Origin of the sequence: Sphingobacterium mizutaii (assembly GCF_900187125.1) — a bacterium.
Lineage (GTDB): Bacteria > Bacteroidota > Bacteroidia > Sphingobacteriales > Sphingobacteriaceae > Sphingobacterium > Sphingobacterium mizutaii.
Genome location: NZ_LT906468.1, coordinates 1,309,205 through 1,328,784, shown reverse-complemented (window position 1 = coordinate 1,328,784; position 19,580 = coordinate 1,309,205). Strand labels below are relative to the sequence as shown.

Genomic DNA, 19,580 nt, shown 5'->3' with positions numbered 1-19,580 from the left:
AAAAACAAAAACCGAACCAATCTGGTCCGGTTTGTAATTAAAATTTCTTTATTCTAGTTCAAACTTGTAGCCAACTCCCTTGACCGTAGTTACATAGCTGTCGCCAATCTTTTCTCGGAGTTTGCGGATATGCACATCAATCGTCCTATTGGTAACAACGACGGAGTCTTCCCAGATGGCTTTCAGGATCTGTTCCCGAGTAAATACCTTGTTGGGTTTGGAGGCCAATAGATATAGCAATTCAAATTCTTTTTTAGCCAATACAAATTTCTCATCGCCACGGAATACCAAGAACGAATCCCTATCGATCACTAGATCGGAGATCTCCAGTTTATCAGTTACTTGATCATCTATAACCTCAGTGGTATTTCTTCTTAAGATCGCATTGATTCGGCTCATTAAAGCCCTAGGTTTGATAGGTTTGGCAATATAATCGTCTGCACCTACATGGAAACCAGCAATTTCGGAATACTCTTCACTTCTTGCTGTTAGGAATACCATAAAGACCTGTTTGAACTCAGGCATGGAGCGCATCAAACGACAAGCTTCAATTCCGTCCATCTCAGGCATCATGACATCAAGGATGATTAGGTCTGGAAAAACCTCTTTGGCAACTTTAATAGCTTCTTTCCCATTAGAAGCGGTATATACTTGGTAACCTTCCTTAGTTAAATTGTATGAAATGAGTTCAACAATGTCGGACTCGTCATCAACCACAAGAATCTTTTGATTATTGGCCATATAAGCTGTTTTTTTGCTAAGGTATATACTTAATTATAAAATAAAGTTACCCAAAAGTTATGAAATTGTTAAGCCTTAAAATAGACTTAACAATTGATTCTTATTTTTTTAAGGTTTTCGTTAAGAAATCTTCCAATTGCTTACCCCTCAAATTCTTAGCAATGATGACGCCCTGCTCATCCAATAGGTAGGATGCAGGTATGCCTTTTATGGAATAATCAATGATCAATGGAGAGCTCCACGCCTGAAGGTCTGAAATATTAGTCCAGGTCAAGTGATCATCTTGGATTGCACGCATCCAAGATCCTGGATTGTTGTCCAAGGACACGCCTAATACAGTAAAATTATGGTCTTTGAAGTTATTATATTGTTTCACAATGTTTGGGTTCTCTTCACGGCATGGCATACACCAAGACGCCCAGAAGTCAACCAAAACGTATTTTCCTTTATAGTCTGAAAGCTTTACGGTTTTATTGTCCGGCGTATAAGCCACGATTTCTGGCGCAGGCTGACCTACAGCCAGCTTCCTCAACTTATCAACCTCAGTCTTGAACTCATTTACATAGCGATTGTTCGGGAATTCTTCCTTGATTTGGTCGGCATAAGCGATTAGTTCCGGTTCAGCCATCTCTGGATCCAAGGTGCTCATCACATAAAAACCAGCGAGGTCATTGTTCTTTTGTGCAAATGAAACCGCCTCTGCGATATAGTTCTTAAAGAAAGGCTCAAACTTCATGAGCATCTCCGACCGTAGATTTTGGATGCCATTGGCATCTAAATTATTGGTAGCACTTGAAAAAGCCTGTTGCAAGGAGTCCCGAACGAAATCAATCCTAGAATTTTGCACCGCGAAGTCCTTTAACTTCTGGGACAGCTCCGAACCCGTCACTTCATACTGTTCTGGATTCTGCAAATTCACATTGAATTCCACTGCTTTTCCAGGTTCCAAAATAATGGGATATCTATTATTCCCGACAGCCAAGGTCAACAGCCTTTCTTGGGTAGCCGGTCTTTCGAACTTAAAACGGTTGCCATCCGCAATAAATGTTGAATCTAATTTCTGCTCACCTTCGTAGAAGCTGACAACTTTCACATTCCCTGGGTTCTCGATCACACCGCCAACCTGAATCGTATCAGAATTTGAACATGAAGACAAACCAGCGGACAACAAACCCACTAATCCAATATATACTGCAAACTTTTTCATTTTTCTTATTTAATAAACTCTCTTGATCTTGAAATCGCTCTTTCTAATCCAGCTGCATCCTTACCACCTGCCGTAGCAAAGAATGGTTGACCACCGCCACCACCTTGGATTTCTTTAGCCAAATCGCGTACGATATTACCAGCATGTAAGCCTTTTTCTTTAGCCAGTTCATCAGAAATCATAACCGTGATGCTTGGTTTTCCATCAATCACCGCCCCTAACACGGCATACAGGTTATTGATCGCTCCTTTCAAGGTATAAGCTAAAGTTTTAACCGCATCTACACTAGGAAGGTCAACGATCGTAGCGACATAATTGATATCACCAACTTTCTCCAACTTCTTCTCGATATCATTTTTCAGTCCTTGCGACTTTTCTTTGACGTAGTTCTCAATCTCCTTTTTCAAGGCGTTGTTCTCATCCAAAGTTTTCGACAAGGCTGAAACAAAATCCTTAGGATTGTTCAATAGCTCTTTTAGGTTATCTAACAACTCAAAATGTTCACGGATCACTTGCTCGGAACGAGTTCCAGTAATCGCTTCAATCCTTCTTACCCCTGCTGCAACCGCAGATTCCGAAAGAATCTTGAAGAAACCGATCTGTCCTGTTGCTGCAACGTGTGTACCACCGCACAACTCCTTGGAATAGGAATCGTCAAAAGTGATCACACGGACATGGTCGCCATACTTCTCTCCGAAAAGAGCAGTAACCCCAGAATCAATCGCTTTTTGGAAAGGAACATTACGTTCTTCCTTCAAAGGAACATCTTGGCGGATCTTTGCATTCACAATGTCCTCAATCTGTTTGATCTCCTCATAAGTCAACTTAGAGAAGTGCGAGAAGTCAAAACGCAACACATCTGGAGAAACCAATGAACCTTTTTGGTTCACATGATCGCCCAAGACTTGCTTCAATGCTGCGTGCAATAAGTGCGTCGCAGAGTGATTGGCTTCTGTATCTTTTCTTTTCTTAACATCCACAACCGCTTCAAATTCGCCACTCAGGACAGATGGAAGTTGGTTTACGAAATGTATGAAAAGTCCATTTTCTTTTTTGGTATCTAAGATGCTAACCTTTTCATTGTTCTCTAAAGAACGGATATAGCCTTTATCGCCAACCTGACCACCACCTTCTGCATAGAATGGCGTTTCAGCAAGTACCAATTGGAATTGATCTTTTCCTTTGCTAGAAACCTTTCTATATTTTAGGATTTCGGTGGTTGCTGTTAAGTTATCATAGCCCACAAATTCACTCTCCGCTTCATCATTTACAATAACCCAATCGCCAGTATCAATTGCTGTAGCAGCTCTTGATCTTTCTTTTTGCGCCAATAATGCCTGTTGGAAACCATGCATATCCACGGTCATCCCCTTCTCCCTAGCCAATAATTCGGTCAGGTCAATTGGGAACCCGAAGGTATCGAACAGTTCAAAAGCAAATTCTCCATCAATCGCGTCATGATCAGCAGAATAAGCTTCAAAACGCTGGATCCCTTGCGTCAAGGTTCTTAGGAAAGAAACCTCTTCTTCCAAGATCACCTTTTCTACAAAATCCTGTTGTTGGTACAATTCATCGAATACCCCTTTAAACTGCTCTGCCAATACTGGAACGAGCTCATGGATAAAAGGACTCTTGAAATGCAAGAAGGTATAGGCATAGCGAACGGCACGTCTCAAGATCCTACGGATCACATAACCGGCCTTATTATTTGATGGCAATTGCCCATCAGCGATAGCAAAACTTACCGCCCTGATATGGTCTGACAAGACACGCATTGCGATATCGGTCTTTTCATCGGTACCATAAGCAATACCTGATTTAGTAGCAATAAATTGAATCAAAGGTTGGAATACATCTGTATCGTAGTTGGACGACTTCCCTTGGATGGCACGAACCAAACGTTCGAACCCCATTCCGGTATCCACATGCTTTGCCGGCAAAGAGACCAAGCTTCCGTCTTTTAACCTGTTGAATTGCATAAATACCAGGTTCCAGATCTCGATCACCTGTGGATCATCCATGTTTACCAAGTCCTGACCTTTTACCTGAGCACGCTCTGCATCCGAACGCATATCATAATGGATCTCGGAACAAGGACCACATGGCCCCGTATCACCCATTTCCCAGAAATTATCCTTCTTGTTTCCTAATAGGATACGATCTTCTGGAATCAGTGCTTTCCAAAGGTTAAAGGCTTCCTCATCTTTTTGCAAGCCTTCGGTTACATCCCCCTCAAAGATCGTCACATAAAGACGGTCTTTATCTAATTTCAACACGTCAGTCAATAACTCCCAAGCCCATTCGATGGCTTCTTTCTTAAAGTAATCTCCAAAAGACCAGTTTCCAAGCATCTCAAAAAGGGTATGGTGATAGGTATCAATCCCTACCTCTTCGAGGTCATTATGTTTTCCAGAAACACGTAGACAACGCTGGGTATCAGCCACTCTTGGGAATTTGGCGACAGCTTCTCCTAAAAATAATTCTTTGAATTGGTTCATCCCCGCATTGGTAAACATCAATGTAGGGTCGTTCTTCACGACTACTGGTGCTGAAGGAACAATTTGATGTCCTTTACTTTTGAAAAAATCTAAAAAGGCTTGACGTATATCTCTACTAGTCATTTAATTCGTGTCTAATTTTAGCTGCAAACTTACTCAAATTTGATGAGTAAACTCGCCAATCAAGCCAATTTTTATTAATATGACGCATATTTTTCCTAAATTTATCTCTGTAAAAACACACAACAAAATAATTCATGAAGATGACAATTATTGTCCCTACTGATTTTTCTGAAAATGCCGGGTTTGCTGCAGATTATGCCTGCCAGCTCGCTAAGGAAAAAGAACACAACATCCACCTATTACATTGCTACACTTCTAGCTCAGTAGGAGAAAATGCTTCTGAAGAAACCAATGGCACTGGCCTCTTGGCAGATCAGAAGATACAAGAATTGCAGACACAGCTGCTCAGGAAATTCCCCACATTGCATATCAGCATTGAATGCTCCAGAGGTTTGATCATCGACAAACTGACAGAACTATCCCAATCCGGCAAATATGCCATGATCGTAATGGGCGCTTCGGGTGAAAGCCAGTTGAAGTCCATTTACTATGGAAGTACCACTGTTGCTGTCGCTTCAAAATCAGAAGTACCGGTCGTGGTCATCCCGAACCAGCCCTTCAATTTCGAGATAAACCATGTCTCTTTATTAACTAACTTTAAAGCGGCCGAATTGGATACTTTAAAGGAATTTCAGGAAATCATCGGGGTACCGCAGGATTTGACCTTGATCCACGTGTTCAAAGAAAGCCAGAAATCCGAAAACATTAAGGATGATCTGGACTCTTGGGCCTTCAATATCCGTGAGATGGGCTCCATCGAACAGGTGAACACCATCGCAGAATCCATCAATAAAGAGGATATCGAATTAGATTCAGTGCCGGAGGTGGTCAGCAAAGTTATCTCCGAGGTTAACCCGCAGATCATCTTGATCACACCCAGTAGAAAAACATTCTTCGAAAGGTTATTCAAAAGTTCTGTTTCTAAAGCCCTAGCTTTGGAACTTAATAAACCAGCTTTTTTCGACAAAATATAAATAAAACTATACAGCATGAGCAAACTACTTATACCTATTGACTTTTCAGAGAATTCTGACAACGCAATCCATTACGCTTGTCAAGTCGCTCAACAAGCTGGACAAGAAATCGACTTGATCCACGTATTCTCTTCCCATTCGAATACCTATGCCAATGTGAAAGGAGAAACTCCATTGAACGACCCTAGAGTTCCTGAAGCTGAACAAAACATGGTAGATACGATCGCAAAGTATCAACAAGAATTCCCTACTGTGAAGCTGAATAGCATATTTAAGGATGGTAATCTCTACGATGGAATCAAAGCGGTAACCAATGCAACTCCTTACGATGCCGTTGTCATGGGTACACAAGGCGCTTCTGGCTTAGATGCTGTTTTTATCGGTAGCAATACCTATGATACCATTTTAAACACCACCACTCCGGTCTTGGCCGTTCCAGAAACCTGCACTGAATATAAAAAGGACAATATCGCCTTGCTATGCAATTTTAAAGAAGCTGAGCTTACTGCTCTGCAACAGGCAGCGCCATTATTCAAAACAGATTATAGATTGGTATTGATCCATGTAAATACCAACGACAGAGCCATTAAAGATATTGATGCTGACTTTAAGGAATGGATCAATAGAATCGAAAGCGAATTGGGCATCTCCGATATCTCTTATATTATCAAACCACAAACTTTGTTCATGCGCCAGAAAGAAACTGTTGCACAAGCAATCACTTCCGTACTATTGGATGAACAGGTGGACATCTTGATTTTGACTAAGAGCAAGAAAAGTGTCTTCAGACAATTGACAGAGTCCAATGTGATCAAAAAAATGGCCTTTAACATTCAAATCCCGACATTCTTCGCAAGGGTTTTGAAAGCGTAATTATAGGATTTTCACTACAAAATCATGATATTTTAGGCTGAGTTGCCAAAACAAGTTGTTTTGGCAACAAATTTGCCATGCCATTGGCATAAAAGCATATAATATTATGAAAACACTTTACTTTAAAAAAGTTAGCGCATTAGCTGCTGCTGTTTTAATCTCTTCTGCTACTTTCGCACAAACCAACACGGCTACTGTTGAAGGCACGACTACTTTAGGTCCAACTTCACAATACAGAACTTGGTCTATCGGTATCAACGCAGGGGTCCTTAATCAATCCAACATTTTCGGCTTCAATAGAGCTGGATTCGATAAATTAAACCACAACGTAGGTTATTCGGCTTATGTAAAAAACCAAATCTCTCCTTCTTTCGGTATTAAAGCTCAATACATGGGCGGTAAAGTTAGTGGAGTGAACGAAACGGCTGGCGCAGCAATTTCTGAGTTTGAAACAAAGATGCCTTGGTCAGCTGCTGTATCTGGAGAGTTCACTATGGCGAACACCAACTGGAGATTCTTTAACAGCATCATCAAACCGTACTTCGCTGTCGGTGTAGGTGCATTGAGTTTCGAAACAACTACAAAAACAGGAGAAACTTCAACTACTGCAGAATCTTCAACAAAATTATTTGTACCAGTTGACGCAGGATTCAAATTCGCTGTAGCGAAAGGAATCAACATCGACTTGGGTTACCAATTGAACTGGGCTAACCAAAACTTTGATGGTATCCGTGGCGGTCAATACAAAAACGACCTATTCTCGTATGCTCACGCTGGTCTAGAAATCGCATTAGGAGATGGAAACAAACCTTACCTTGGCAACTCAAACCCTGTAGCGACTATGGCTGCTAGATACGATGAGTTAAAAGCTGAGCGTGATGCTTTGGTTGCTGCAAATGAAAAATTGCAATCCAACATGGACGAAATCAACGCTGGTCTAGAAGATAACGATGGCGACGGTGTTGCAAACAAATTCGATAAATGTCCAGATACACCTGCAGGAACTAAAGTTGACGGAGCAGGATGTCCACTTCCAGAAGTGAAACACGAAACTAAAGTTGTTGAGAAAATCGTAGTTACTGAAGAAGACAGAAAAGTTGTTGATGAAGCGATCAAAAACCTTGAGTTTGACTTAAGTAAAGCTACCATCCGTCCTACTTCTTACGAATCATTGAATAGAGTTGCAGCTTTATTGATCGAGAAAAACTTCAGCTTAAAACTTGCTGGTCACACCGATAACACCGGTTCATTACAATTGAACTTACGTCTATCAAAAGAACGTGCAGAATCAGTTAAAGCTTACTTAGTATCTAAAGGAGCAAATGCATCACGTATCGAAGCTACAGGTTATGGTCCAAACCAACCTATCGCTACCAACAGTACTCCAGAAGGACGTCAGTTGAACAGACGTGTTGAATTTACCTTATTCTAGGCATAAAATTGCATTAAGCTAAACAACATACAACCAAAAAGGGCCTGCATTTGCAGGTCCTTTTTATTTATCCCATTTCTTATTCAAGATACGGTAGTATTGTATCTGCTAAGAATGTGCCACCTAGACTTACTCTTCTTCTGGCTCTATCTTTTGCACATTTTTCAAAAGCGTCTTAAACCTGATTCCAGAACTCTGTTGTACCGTTATGGTCTGATGCCCTGATTTGCTTACATGCAAATCATTCACCCTACCCGATTTTCCTTTATGGGTTCCGCCCATTACTCGGCAATAATCCCCATTCTTTATGCTTTCCATCAACAAATAATTAAGTAAAATAAAAAGGGGTAGAAAGCCCAAGCCCTACCCCCATTTGTCAATAAGATTATCCTTATTCAGAAGTTCCAGAAGCCTCAGCTTCCTTTTCTTTCCTGATTTTGGAATGTTTATGTCCGTATAAGAAGTAGAATGCAACACCTATTGCCATCCAGATTCCCAAACGCTCCCAGCTCTCAATAGGAAGACCAGCCATCATCAGCACACATACCAAGATACCTAAGATTGGAATCAAAGGCACCCAAGGCGTCCTGAATGGTCTCTCTAGTTTCGGGTTAGTCTTACGCAACACCAATACACCGATACATACCAAAGTAAAGGCAAATAAGGTTCCGATACTTACCATATGTCCTAGATCCGAAACCGGAACAAAGCCTGCAAATAAACTTACAAAGACCATAAAGATCAAGTTAGTTTTCCAAGGCGTTTGACGTTTAGAAAGATCTGAGAACAATTTAGGCAGTAGACCATCCTTACTCATTGAATAGAACACACGGCTTTGACCTAGCAACATCACTAGGATTACCGAAGTATACCCAGCAATGATCGTCACGATCATCGCAGTATTCAAGAAATGATATCCAGTTTTTTCAAATGCTGTAGCTACCGGTTTTGCATCTCCACTGAACACAGTGTAAGGAGCCAAACCAGTCATTACATAAGCAAACAATACATATAATATAGTACAAACGATCAAGGAACCGATGATCCCGATAGGCATGCCTTTCTTAGGATTTTTCGCTTCTTGCGCCGCAGTACTTACCGCGTCAAAACCAATAAATGCAAAGAATACAACCCCTGCAGCTTGTAGAATCCCTGTCCAGCCATAGTGTCCCCGATAATCACTATTCCAGAACTCCCAGAATCCCATTTGACCTGACTTCACCATTTCCTCACCCTCATTGGTAGGGATCAATGGTGTATGGTTTGCAGGATCAATAAATTGCCATCCTAATACGATAAACAAAATCACAACAGCAACCTTCAAAATAACCAAGATGTTATTGACAAAGGAAGACTCCTGCGTTCCGCGCATTAGCAATAGCGAAAGCAAACAAACGATGATGATGGCTGGCAAATTGATTACCCCGCCTTCGAATGGACCCGCCAGCACCTCTTGGGAGAGATGTATCCCCATCAGCAAGAACAGCTCATTCACATATTGCGACCAGCTCACCGCTACGGTAGCAGCAGCCAAAGCATACTCAAGTACAAGGTCCCAACCGATAATCCAGGCCATAAACTCACCCATGGTTGCATAAGAATAGGTGTAGGCACTACCAGCAACAGGAATCATGGAAGCAAACTCTGCATAACAAAGCCCCGCGAATGCACAACCAACCGCAGCAATAATAAAAGATATCATTACCGCAGGCCCCGCATGGTCAGCCGCAGCAATCCCTGTCAAAGAGAATAAACCAGCTCCAATAATGGCTCCAATTCCTAAAGCGATCAGACCAGAACTCGACAAGGTCCGTTTCAGGGTTCCTTCGCCGCTCTGCTCAGCCTCAGAAATCAATTTTGTAATAGATTTTTTATACCACATAAATTTAGATGAATAATTAAAGAATCAAACCTACAAAAAAATTAAAATAGAATCCAATTCATTAACAATTCATTATCGATGACGCTAATAAATTAAAAACTACAATGATTTAACCCTTATTCCTTGCGATCATTCGTTTTCTGCCAGCATTTACAAAATAATTATTGGCAGAAACTGATCATATCAAAACAATTAAAAACAGTTCCTTTATCACTTTTTTGCTACATCGAGCAAAATCTTCAATTTTCTTTTATAAGTATTGATTTATAAACCAAAACCTAAAGAAAAAAAGCTTGTTTAATAGATAGGTAAAGAAATTGTGGGGACTGCATTAATGTGCAGGAACCGAAAATCGGGAAAACCACATTTTTTAACATACAAACTATTGAAAATTAGGATTTATCAATTATTGTATTTACCTTTGCACCGCCTTAGGCAATAGTGCCTATTGTATATTTTATTTCATGAACCCATTTTTAGAACTGGGAATCCGTCATGAGATTGTTAATGCCATCACTGAGTTAGGTTTCGAGAAACCTTCTCCCATCCAGGAAAAAGCCATTCCTGTATTACTGACTGGTAACGACGATTTTGTCGGATTAGCCCAAACAGGTACAGGGAAGACAGCGGCATTTGGTCTTCCACTTTTAGAACAACTAGACTTTTCATCAAAACAACCTCAAGCATTGGTTCTATGTCCAACGCGTGAGCTATGTTTGCAAATCGCAAGAGACCTAGAAAAATTTGCCAAGTACATCGATAACGTACATGTGGTTGCCGTTTATGGCGGTGCCAATATCGGTGATCAATTACGCCAGATTCGTCGTGGTGTACAAATCGTGGTTGCAACTCCTGGTAGGATGTTGGATATCATTGGCCGTAACGCCATTGACTTCTCCAATGTTCGCTATGTGGTGCTTGACGAAGCTGACGAGATGTTGAACATGGGATTCCAAGAGGACATTAACAATATCCTTTCTGAGACTCCTGACGACAAAAAAACTTGGTTGTTTTCCGCAACCATGCCTAAAGAAGTGCGCCGTATCGCTCAAAACTACATGAACGACCCGAAAGAGTTAACTGTAGGTACTAAGAATACGGGTAACGAGAATATCGAGCACCAATACTTCATGATCAAGGCGAAAGACAAATACGCTGCTTTTAAACGTATTGTCGATTATTACCCAGAGATCTTTGGTATCGTATTCTGCCGTACTAAGATTGAAACGCAAGAAATCGCTGAAGCATTGATCAAAGACGGCTACAACGCCGATTCCTTGCACGGTGATCTTTCGCAACAGCAACGTGATAAGGTAATGAAACGCTATCGCGAGCGCAACTTGCAACTATTGATTGCTACTGACGTTGCAGCACGTGGTATCGACGTTAATGACGTAACACACGTTATCAACTATTCTTTACCAGACGAAACTGAAAACTATACGCACCGTTCTGGTCGTACTGCTCGTGCCGGTAAAACTGGTATTTCGATCTCATTGATCAATGTGAAAGAAATGAGCAAAATCCGTCATATCGAAAAGATTATCGGAAAAGAGTTTATCCGCAAACAAGTTCCTCAGGGTACTGAAGTATGTGAAAAACAATTGTTCTCTCTTGTGGACAAAGTACACAATGTAGAAGTACATGAAGACCAAATCACAGCTTTCTTACCTCAAATCATGGAAAGTTTGCAAGATCTTTCTAAAGAGGAAGTAATCAAAAGATTTGCTTCTTTGGAATTCAACAGATTCCTGAACTATTACCAAGATGCTCCTGACTTGAACATGGAAGCACGTGATGCTAGAGGCGAGCGTGGTGAAAGAGGTGAAAGAGGAGATCGTCGCTCTGGATCTAAAGGTTATACACGTTTGTTTATCAACCTTGGTTCTGTGGATGAGTTCAGCCGTGGAGATATGCTTTCTTACATCTGTAACAAAGGTAAAATCTCAGGCAAATCAGTTGGTAAAATAGACCTAAAAGGTGTATTCACTTTCTTCGAAGTACTTGATGCTGACGTAGACAGTGTATTCCAAGGATTTAAAGATGTTGACTTCAACGGAAGAAACGTAAGAATCGAAGTTTCTGGCGACAGACCTTCATCAGACAGAGGCGGAAGACGTCGTTCTGGAGGATTCGGTGGCGACCGTAGAGATAGAGGTGATAGAGGTGGTGACAGAGGATCTCGCGGTGGTTCTGGACGTAGAGACAGAAGCGATAGAGGCGACAGAGGTGGATCTGGTGGTGGTGGTTTCCGTGATTTCTCCGGAAAACGCAGAGACAGAGAATCTAGAAACAGATACTAGAAAATAAAAAAATAAGCTCCAAATTGGAGCTTATTTTTTTATTACTTGATCCTGATCTCTTCAGCATGCCTTTTCATCTTGCTATTGCCATTTGAAAAGTTACGCATCAATTGATAGGTATTTGGAATCACCGATTTAAATCTTTCCAAGGTCATATCCGAGATATTTCCTCGGTCAAAAGGCACCACCTTCACATATTCCTGGATCTCATTTTCCGTCCTGCCATATTTATAGTCATAGGTAAACCTGGCCTCTCCCCCTTCCAACTGCACCGATTTATTATCCTGATTTGGAACAGAGATATAAAACTCCGAATTCTTCAACATATCTCCCTTGGAATTAAACAATTCCTGTTCTTCCAGTGCTTCATATAGTTCACGAGCCACAAAGACCGATGGATCAATGATATGCACCTCATTATCGATCAATGCTCGGTACTTATATTCGCCATCATTACCCTTGTATTCCTTCAACTCGCCTAAGACCTGGTTGATCTCCTTGACCAGATAAGGATAATGCGTACAACCCAACACCATTGCTTTCAATGGCTTTGCCCCTTCCGTCTTACGCATCTGCTCCAGTAAGCTCACCAAATGGTAACGGATGTAGTTTTCCGAAGAATTGATCTGCATCATGGTGCAATCCTCAGTATCCTTGCTATCGCAGAGCATCTGGTTCTTATCAAAATTAAAATTATAGATATCCAATAGCGTCCGATCTATTTTGTAGTCTTTGCTATCCAGCGATGGCCCTCGGTAGTCCGCCCTCGGCGCATTTGCACTGGTCTTAATGAAATCCGGTTCTTCATCCACTGCCTCAGCAACCCCATGCCCACCTTGATTAAAGATCTGCAAATCTCCTGTATGGCCTGTCTTGGCAATCTGCTCCCTCAATGTACGCTCATATCCTCCAGAAGCAATGGTCCCTACCGTAGCAAAAACGGCTATAGAACCCGATTCTTCCTTATCAAACAAAGCCAAAGTACCACGGGCAGCAGCATTGATCACACCGATCACTGGAATATCCAAGTTCGTTTTTTTCATAAAAGCTTCGGCATCCTTATAGCCATAGGCAGTTGCCGTATTGCAGGCAATCACGATCGCTTTTACCTTTTCCTTGTCTTTATTGAATTTTGCCGATTGATAGTTCGGGTAATACTTATTGGAAAGCAAGAATTGGAAATCCTTGATGATATGCTCGATCAATAGCTCATCCTTTTGAGCAGCATGATAGTTCCCATAAGGCATGTTCGCCTGATCCGCTAGATAGATAAAATTCTCTTGCTTAAAATCGAGTAACCCATCCTTTTCCTTTGATCTCGACTGATTGTTATGCTCATCAAAATTCACAAGGGCGTCCAACACCGTCAAACCTCCCGTACCGGAATCAAAAACACCGATCGGTAGATTGTTCAATGATTTAGGATATTTCTTGAAATCAACGTAATAAAAGTTTTTCTGGTCCTTCAAGATTGCTTCCTCAATCTTTAAAGGACTCTGTGCCTGGACATAACATGTACTCCCAAGCGAAAGCGCAAAAATGGCCAAGCCATTTAGGATAGTTAGGTGCTTCATTGGATATTCGGTAGATTGCCGTAAAGTTATCCGTTTATTCTGATATTCAAAATAAAAAACGCAGAAACGTGCAATTATCGCAAATAAAAAAGACCAATATTCAAATATTGGCCTTAAATCTTTCAAATCTTTGCTTCAACTGCTTTCGCCTAGATCGCCTTAGTCTAGAATATCGCACCGGATAATGCCGTTTCTTGGTAATATTGTTAAATATCAAGGCCACTAGCAGCAAGATCAGAGCACCCAATAAAACCGGGGCCAATACATATAAATAGCCTAACTCCGTGATTTTAGCACCTCCACTGACAGCAATCAGTGCGGTCGCACCACCTGGAGGATGCAGGGTCCTGCTGAATTGCATCGCCACGATGGAAGTGGCTACGGCTAATGGTGCTGTCAACCAGATCACATCCGGTAATAGCTTGGCAATGGTCACCCCTACGATGGCCGACACCACATGTCCACCCACCAAGTTCCGAGGCTGTGCCAATGGACTTTGGATAGCACCATACACTAAAACAGCAGAGGCTCCAAAGGAGCCAATTAAAAATACATTTTCTAAAGGAGGAAAATGGAGCGACTGTATAAAGGCTATCAGCCCAATACCGACAAATGCACCCAGGAAAGACCAGAAATGCTCCCTGAAATCCACCAAGGTCTCTCGGTACATCACGTACCGATAAACCCTAAAATGCCTGGTTACTGATTTTTTAAGTCTATCAACCAAGGTTAGGAGATATTGCGCTGTCTAACCGCTTCATAAATAACCACTGCCGCTGAAACCGAAACATTCAGGGATTCAATCTCGCCGAACATTGGGATCTTAGCCAATTTATCCGCAATACGGATCAAATCGTCTGATACACCAACATCCTCTGCTCCCATGATGATACAGCTAGGGGTAGTATAATCCACATCGTAGATCGATTCCTTGGTTTTTTCGGTACTCACCACCAATTGCACTCCTGAATCAATCAAGAATTTGGCAACACGGCCTAAAGAGTCCTGTCTACAAACTGGAATCTTATAAAGCGCTCCAGCCGAAGTCTTGATTGCATCCGGATTGATCTCCGCCGAACCTTTCTTAGGAACAATGATCGCGTGCACGCCAGCACATTCCGCTGTACGGGCTATCGCTCCCATATTCCTGACATCCGTAACCCCATCCAACATCAACAACAAAGGAGTCTCCCCTTTTTCATAGATCGTCGGCAATAGATCTTCAATGTCCTGATAAGTGATAGGAGAGATTACCGCGATGACCCCTTGATGGTTCTTGCGGGTAATTCTATTTAATTTTTCAATAGGCACCTGTTGGAATGCTAGATTCTGCTCCTTGACTAAAGCTTTGAATTCTGCAAACAAAGGTCCCGACAGACCACGTTGAACAAATAAGGATTCTATTTCTTTTCCGCTATCGATGGCTTCCATGACAGCACGGATCCCAAATACCATCTGATTTGTCTCACGCTTTTCGGACCTGTCCCTACGTTGAAAATTTTGCATGTGTTATTGTTATGGATAAAGGCCTTAACAGCCTGAAAATAATTCGTACAAAGGTAGAAAAGAAAAATGATTAGCTTAAACCCAAATCAAATGTTTTTCTCAACTCATCAAGCATAGGATTTTTGGCAACCATGGCTTGATATTTCTCTTGTGATGTATAAGGTTTGCGCTCTTTGGTCTTCTCCACCATCAGCCCGTCAATATCCAAGGAGAAGTTGCGCAATTGCACCCTCAGGTAATTCAGCATATCGATCTTGCCCAATTTCAGCTCTTCCATCTGCACCATGTTCTCTACCTCTACCTTGATCGTTGTCCCTTCTAGCACTGGGGCATTCGAAGTCATGATGGTATACAGCGTAATCTTGCTTTCACTACGCAGGATTTCAGCAAACTCATTCCACTTGCTCAGAAAACTATTCTGGGTAACCTCATAGAATTCATTTCCTTCTACCAACTCATTCTCTTCGTCAGCATCTGACTTTTTATCGTCAAAAATCGTGTTCAGATTAGGAACAGAAATAGAAGTTTTGATATTACCCCAACCTTTAGTGGCTGGTTTAGGAGTATCTGTCGCTGGTGCTGGATTTGAGCCAACTACAGCCGGTTTAGCAACAGGTGCACTTGGCATCGGTTTTGGCATTGCTGCCGGTTGCGAAGCGGGTTGAGCCACCGGAGAAGCAATTTTCCCCGTTGCAGCTGGCGCAGAGCCATTTGCAGCACTAGGGCTTATACCTGGGTTAGGGAGTTTTTTTTTTAATTCAGCTAATGCTGGTAGACCTTCTGCTCCTAGTTGAATGGCACTCGCTATATGGCACATTTTCAATAAGGACAGTTCTACCTGCAATCTTTGGTTTTTACTACTGCGATAATTGACCTCACATTGGTTGGCAATATTCAGGGCAGACAGCAATAAACCGCTGGAAAGCGATTGTGACTGTTCCAGATATCTTTTCTTCACGTTTTCACTCACCTCCAACAGCTTCAAGGTACTTGGTTCCTTGCTCACCAATAGGTTACGGATATGCGATGATAAACCTGCAATAAAATGTCCGCCATCAAAACCATTGTTCAACACCTTATCAAAAATCAACAAGGTATTGGCGGCATCCTGTCTGGCGATTGCATCCATCAATTGGAAGTAATAATCATAATCCAGGATATTCAGATTGTTGATTACTGCTTGGTAAGTCAGGTTCTTGTTTGAGAAACTGACGATCTGATCAAACATCGAAAGCGCATCCCGAAGACCGCCATCCGCTTTTTGAGCAATGACATGCAGACCATCCATTTCATAGGTCACCCCTTCTTTTTCTGCAATAGCAGAGAGATGGCTCGCCATATCATCCACTTTGATTCTATTGAAATCAAAGATCTGACAACGGGAAAGGATAGTAGGAAGAATTTTATGTTTTTCAGTGGTCGCTAAGATAAAGATCGCATAGGAAGGTGGCTCCTCTAAGGTTTTCAAAAACGCATTGAAAGCCTGTTGCGAAAGCATGTGAACCTCATCGATGATATAGATCTTGTATTTTCCCGTTTGAGGCGGGATCCTCACTTGATCAATCAATGAACGGATATCATCCACGGAGTTATTGGAAGCTGCATCCAGCTCATGTATGCTGAAAGAATTTCCATTCTGGAAGGACTTACAGCTATCACATTGCCCACAAGCCTCATTCGATTCCGTGATGTGTTCACAGTTTATTGTCTTGGCCAAGATACGGGCACAAGTAGTTTTACCAACACCACGAGGACCACAGAACAGAAATGCCTGAGCTAACTGATTGTTATGTATTGCATTCTTAAGTGTTCCGGTAATGTGTTGCTGCCCTACTACCGAGTCAAAAGTGACCGGCCTATATTTGCGCGCAGAGACAATGAAATTATCCATGCACGAAGATAATCATTTTCAAAGTTTGGCACAAACAAAAACGGTTTTCAGAAAATTTCTCTTGACAAGGGAATGATGAGCGATTAGGGACAAATTTGCGGCGGGCGAAAAATCCTAATAATGCTGTGCCGGGTCTCGATATATATAGCGCAGCCGAGATACAGCTCGACCATCTGAATAGTTCTTGGTCCATCCTCACATCCCTTTCATCCTGGTTCATTCCATGATCTTGGTCCATCCTCACATCCCTTCCATCCTGGTTCAAAAAAAGAGTCGCCTTTTCAGGCAACTCTCTCCATTTAAATTAATCAAAATAATATTTTCAATTACGCGGTTTTTGGTTCGTTCTGTACCAATCTCCAAAGGACAGCACCGATTACGGCACCAACAAATGGAGCAACCAAGAACAACCAAACTTGAGAAATTGCATTTCCACCTGCAAAAATCGCAGGGCCAAGGCTTCTAGCAGGATTTACTGAAGTCCCTGTGATAGGAATAGCAACCATGTGGATCAACACTAAGGAAAAACCGATCGCTAAACCCGCCATCGTTCCATTTCCAAGTTTTGATGTGGTCCCCAAAATAACGAACAAGAACAGCGCTGTCAATACCGTTTCGGTAATAAACGCCGCCATCATGCCGTATTCATTTTGATAACCTGCGCCCCAGCCATTCGAGCCATAAGCCCATTCGCCAGCACTGAAACCTGCTAACTGACCGGACAAAATAGTCTTCAACACAAAGGCACCTAAAATACCACCCAATACTTGGGCAGCAATATAAACTATAGCATCCTTTCCTGACATTCTGCCCGAGACTAGGACACCCAAGGTAACCGCCGGATTGATGTGACAACCCGATACACCGCCAATCGCATAGGCGAAAACTACCACGGATAAACCAAATGCCAAGGAAATCCCCAATAACCCTAGGCCTGATGTATGTGCAAGCGTGTCACCTCCGGCAACCGCTGCAGCACCACAGCCAAACAATACCAAACCAAATGTTCCAATCAGTTCAGCAATGAATTTTGATAATGTTTTTGTTTCCATAATTTATTATTTGGATACAAATTAACAATTAATATCAATAATTACCTCATAAAATAACGGTAGAATTATCTCCACAAAAACGGAGATTCTCATTTATTTTCAGAAGGGAAGGGAGCATCATTTTAGTTTTCAGGAGATTAATCGAAAATCAATAAATAAAAAAAAGGACCGATATCACATCGACCCTTTTTCTTAATTGTTTTACCTAATAACCTTTAAATCACCAAACAATTTATTGAAACAAATTACTTGACTCAAAAGTAGGGCTATTGGTTAAAGTTACTGTTAAGAGAAAATTAAATAATAAATTTCCTTTTATCTCGCCTTTGCCGTAGCCAGCATCCTTACCACTTCATCGATCGTGGTACGGCCTGCTTCCACCATTTTATCTGGTCCCGGATAGTCCGGATCAAAGGTTACAGTCTTCGTTTTTTCTTTATATGCGAAGGTCAGCTTATACCTTGGCTTACGCTCGCCAGCTGCCCTCTTGCTTAAATCAACCGTCATATCATCTGGTAAATTCCAGAAGCCCAACTCCTGCGCTTTCCTGTGTAGATACAACAGGTCATTGTCACGAAGTTTCAAGCTATCCTCTACCAGCTTATTGTCTTTAGTAAGGTAATCGTACTCCTGTGTCTTGGAATTGAAGTGATTCAACATCGAATCCGGAAATCCATAGGTAATTTCGATATGGTCGAAATCCGAATACCGGTATGGTGCATTTTTCACCATCGCCGAATAGTAATACACACAGTAAATTAAAAATGGAACTACTACACATAGCCCTAAGAAAATCTTTTTAGTTTTTTCTGACATGATACGCTATAAAATGTGCACAAAAATAGGGATTTGTACAGATTATAACAGGCTTATTTGAGAATAAAGCCGAATATCGGACATAATACTGTCATAAAACAACAGCCACTATCCCTTTGGCGTACCGCTCCGCTTGAAATACTTATAATACCAACTATCGTTCAGATTGGAAATGATCACGCCCTTACGCGTAGATACATGTACAAACTTACCATTGTGCAGGTAGATGCCCACATGATCGATATTACGCCCGCCAAATGAAAAGAACACCAGGTCCCCTTCTTTCAATTGCTTCTCATACTTGCGCTTCACATTGTCGGCCATGTCCCTGGATGTCCTCGGCAGCTCTTTTCCATAGATCCTATCGTACATCAAGGTCACAAAACCCGAACAGTCCACCCCTCTTTTATCCATTCCACCCATTCGGTGTGGAGTGCCCATCCATTCGTCGATCATCAGGTACAGACTCTTATTATCCAGATCTTTGGTCTTCACGCCCAATAATTCCGCATAATTATCCAACTTATTACCCGAATACTCCATCCCACGCGCATCACTGGCATCCGAAATCGGTGCTCCTTTCTTAGGCTTTACACTTCCATAAGAAGCTCCGCCCGCAGTTTTTCGTTTCGCTCCACAGGAACTCAACACAATTGCCGCCAAAAGAAAAAGTAATAAGCTGTAATTAATCTTCATCCAAAACCTCCA

General features: G+C 41.7%; 16 protein-coding genes. 4 read left to right on the top strand and 12 right to left on the bottom strand.

Annotated elements, in window-relative coordinates; translation table 11 throughout:
- Positions 1-48: 48 nt before the first annotated feature.
- From CKW03_RS05640 to alaS, 3 genes are all read right to left on the bottom strand, one after another.
- Complete coding sequence (locus CKW03_RS05640; protein ID WP_093094910.1) at positions 49-741, bottom strand: response regulator transcription factor; 693 nt, start codon at positions 739-741, stop codon at positions 49-51.
- Positions 742-841: 100 nt separating this feature from the next.
- Positions 842-1,948: a TlpA disulfide reductase family protein gene (locus CKW03_RS05635; protein WP_093094908.1), complete on the bottom strand. Its 1,107-nt coding sequence runs from the start codon at positions 1,946-1,948 to the stop codon at positions 842-844.
- A gap of 5 nt (positions 1,949-1,953) precedes the next feature.
- Positions 1,954-4,569 (bottom strand): alanine--tRNA ligase, encoded by a 2,616-nt coding sequence (gene alaS / locus CKW03_RS05630; protein ID WP_093094906.1) that lies wholly within the window; start codon positions 4,567-4,569, stop codon positions 1,954-1,956.
- 134 nt (positions 4,570-4,703) lie between these two features.
- Between alaS and CKW03_RS05625 the strand changes: the two genes are divergently transcribed.
- The 3 genes from CKW03_RS05625 to CKW03_RS05615 all read left to right on the top strand — a co-directional run bounded on the left by CKW03_RS05625 (position 4,704) and on the right by CKW03_RS05615 (position 7,848).
- The gene (locus tag CKW03_RS05625) at positions 4,704-5,543 is read left to right on the top strand and encodes a universal stress protein (protein WP_093094904.1); all 840 of its coding nucleotides are present in this window, start codon (positions 4,704-4,706) and stop codon (positions 5,541-5,543) included.
- Positions 5,544-5,558: 15 nt separating this feature from the next.
- Positions 5,559-6,416: a universal stress protein gene (locus tag CKW03_RS05620; RefSeq protein ID WP_093094902.1), complete on the top strand. Its 858-nt coding sequence runs from the start codon at positions 5,559-5,561 to the stop codon at positions 6,414-6,416.
- Positions 6,417-6,522: 106 nt separating this feature from the next.
- Positions 6,523-7,848 (top strand): OmpA family protein, encoded by a 1,326-nt coding sequence (locus tag CKW03_RS05615; RefSeq protein ID WP_093094900.1) that lies wholly within the window; start codon positions 6,523-6,525, stop codon positions 7,846-7,848.
- A 129-nt stretch (positions 7,849-7,977) separates the two neighbouring features.
- Here CKW03_RS05615 and CKW03_RS05610 read toward each other — a convergent pair whose 3' ends face one another.
- Positions 7,978-8,166 carry a KOW motif-containing protein gene (locus tag CKW03_RS05610; protein ID WP_093094899.1) on the bottom strand — a complete coding sequence of 63 codons (189 nt, stop codon included), beginning with the start codon at positions 8,164-8,166 and terminating at the stop codon, positions 7,978-7,980.
- 73 nt (positions 8,167-8,239) lie between these two features.
- Positions 8,240-9,730, bottom strand: coding sequence for an amino acid permease (locus CKW03_RS05605; RefSeq protein WP_093094897.1), 1,491 nt, complete (start codon positions 9,728-9,730; stop codon positions 8,240-8,242).
- A gap of 464 nt (positions 9,731-10,194) precedes the next feature.
- Here CKW03_RS05605 and CKW03_RS05600 point away from each other — a divergent pair, with 464 nt between their 5' ends.
- The gene (locus CKW03_RS05600) at positions 10,195-12,033 is read left to right on the top strand and encodes a DEAD/DEAH box helicase (protein ID WP_093094896.1); all 1,839 of its coding nucleotides are present in this window, start codon (positions 10,195-10,197) and stop codon (positions 12,031-12,033) included.
- Between the two features lie 41 nt (positions 12,034-12,074).
- Here CKW03_RS05600 and CKW03_RS05595 read toward each other — a convergent pair whose 3' ends face one another.
- From CKW03_RS05595 to CKW03_RS05560, 7 genes are all read right to left on the bottom strand, one after another.
- Positions 12,075-13,607, bottom strand: coding sequence for a glutamate racemase (locus CKW03_RS05595; RefSeq protein WP_093094894.1), 1,533 nt, complete (start codon positions 13,605-13,607; stop codon positions 12,075-12,077).
- Positions 13,608-13,707: 100 nt separating this feature from the next.
- Entirely contained in the window at positions 13,708-14,277 is a 570-nt protein-coding gene (locus tag CKW03_RS05590) for an HPP family protein (protein WP_093094893.1), read from the bottom strand.
- Between the two features lie 59 nt (positions 14,278-14,336).
- A complete protein-coding gene (gene rlmB / locus CKW03_RS05585; protein WP_093094891.1) occupies positions 14,337-15,113 on the bottom strand; it encodes a 23S rRNA (guanosine(2251)-2'-O)-methyltransferase RlmB in 777 nt (258 codons plus the stop codon).
- 70 nt (positions 15,114-15,183) lie between these two features.
- Positions 15,184-17,004: a DNA polymerase III subunit gamma/tau gene (locus tag CKW03_RS05580; protein ID WP_093094890.1), complete on the bottom strand. Its 1,821-nt coding sequence runs from the start codon at positions 17,002-17,004 to the stop codon at positions 15,184-15,186.
- Positions 17,005-17,330: 326 nt separating this feature from the next.
- Positions 17,331-18,056: an aquaporin Z gene (gene aqpZ, locus CKW03_RS05570; RefSeq protein WP_093094887.1), complete on the bottom strand. Its 726-nt coding sequence runs from the start codon at positions 18,054-18,056 to the stop codon at positions 17,331-17,333.
- Between the two features lie 315 nt (positions 18,057-18,371).
- On the bottom strand, positions 18,372-18,872 hold the full coding sequence (locus CKW03_RS05565) for a hypothetical protein (RefSeq protein ID WP_236736423.1): 501 nt from the start codon (positions 18,870-18,872) through the stop codon (positions 18,372-18,374).
- 108 nt (positions 18,873-18,980) lie between these two features.
- Positions 18,981-19,568, bottom strand: a complete 588-nt coding sequence (locus CKW03_RS05560) for a C40 family peptidase (RefSeq protein ID WP_093094884.1) — start codon at positions 19,566-19,568, stop codon at positions 18,981-18,983.
- Between the last annotated feature and the right edge of the window lie 12 nt (positions 19,569-19,580).

What these genes read in the sequence shown, in the direction of transcription:
- CKW03_RS05640 (WP_093094910.1), bottom strand. Translation starts at nt 741, where the DNA reads ATGGCCAATAATCAAAAGATTCTTGTGGTTGATGACGAGTCCGACATT.
- CKW03_RS05635 (WP_093094908.1), bottom strand. Translation starts at nt 1,948, where the DNA reads ATGAAAAAGTTTGCAGTATATATTGGATTAGTGGGTTTGTTGTCCGCT.
- alaS (WP_093094906.1), bottom strand. Translation starts at nt 4,569, where the DNA reads ATGACTAGTAGAGATATACGTCAAGCCTTTTTAGATTTTTTCAAAAGT.
- CKW03_RS05625 (WP_093094904.1), top strand. Translation starts at nt 4,704, where the DNA reads ATGAAGATGACAATTATTGTCCCTACTGATTTTTCTGAAAATGCCGGG.
- CKW03_RS05620 (WP_093094902.1), top strand. Translation starts at nt 5,559, where the DNA reads ATGAGCAAACTACTTATACCTATTGACTTTTCAGAGAATTCTGACAAC.
- CKW03_RS05615 (WP_093094900.1), top strand. Translation starts at nt 6,523, where the DNA reads ATGAAAACACTTTACTTTAAAAAAGTTAGCGCATTAGCTGCTGCTGTT.
- CKW03_RS05610 (WP_093094899.1), bottom strand. Translation starts at nt 8,166, where the DNA reads ATGGAAAGCATAAAGAATGGGGATTATTGCCGAGTAATGGGCGGAACC.
- CKW03_RS05605 (WP_093094897.1), bottom strand. Translation starts at nt 9,730, where the DNA reads ATGTGGTATAAAAAATCTATTACAAAATTGATTTCTGAGGCTGAGCAG.
- CKW03_RS05600 (WP_093094896.1), top strand. Translation starts at nt 10,195, where the DNA reads ATGAACCCATTTTTAGAACTGGGAATCCGTCATGAGATTGTTAATGCC.
- CKW03_RS05595 (WP_093094894.1), bottom strand. Translation starts at nt 13,607, where the DNA reads ATGAAGCACCTAACTATCCTAAATGGCTTGGCCATTTTTGCGCTTTCG.
- CKW03_RS05590 (WP_093094893.1), bottom strand. Translation starts at nt 14,277, where the DNA reads ATGTACCGAGAGACCTTGGTGGATTTCAGGGAGCATTTCTGGTCTTTC.
- rlmB (WP_093094891.1), bottom strand. Translation starts at nt 15,113, where the DNA reads ATGCAAAATTTTCAACGTAGGGACAGGTCCGAAAAGCGTGAGACAAAT.
- CKW03_RS05580 (WP_093094890.1), bottom strand. Translation starts at nt 17,004, where the DNA reads ATGGATAATTTCATTGTCTCTGCGCGCAAATATAGGCCGGTCACTTTT.
- aqpZ (WP_093094887.1), bottom strand. Translation starts at nt 18,056, where the DNA reads ATGGAAACAAAAACATTATCAAAATTCATTGCTGAACTGATTGGAACA.
- CKW03_RS05565 (WP_236736423.1), bottom strand. Translation starts at nt 18,872, where the DNA reads ATGTCAGAAAAAACTAAAAAGATTTTCTTAGGGCTATGTGTAGTAGTT.
- CKW03_RS05560 (WP_093094884.1), bottom strand. Translation starts at nt 19,568, where the DNA reads ATGAAGATTAATTACAGCTTATTACTTTTTCTTTTGGCGGCAATTGTG.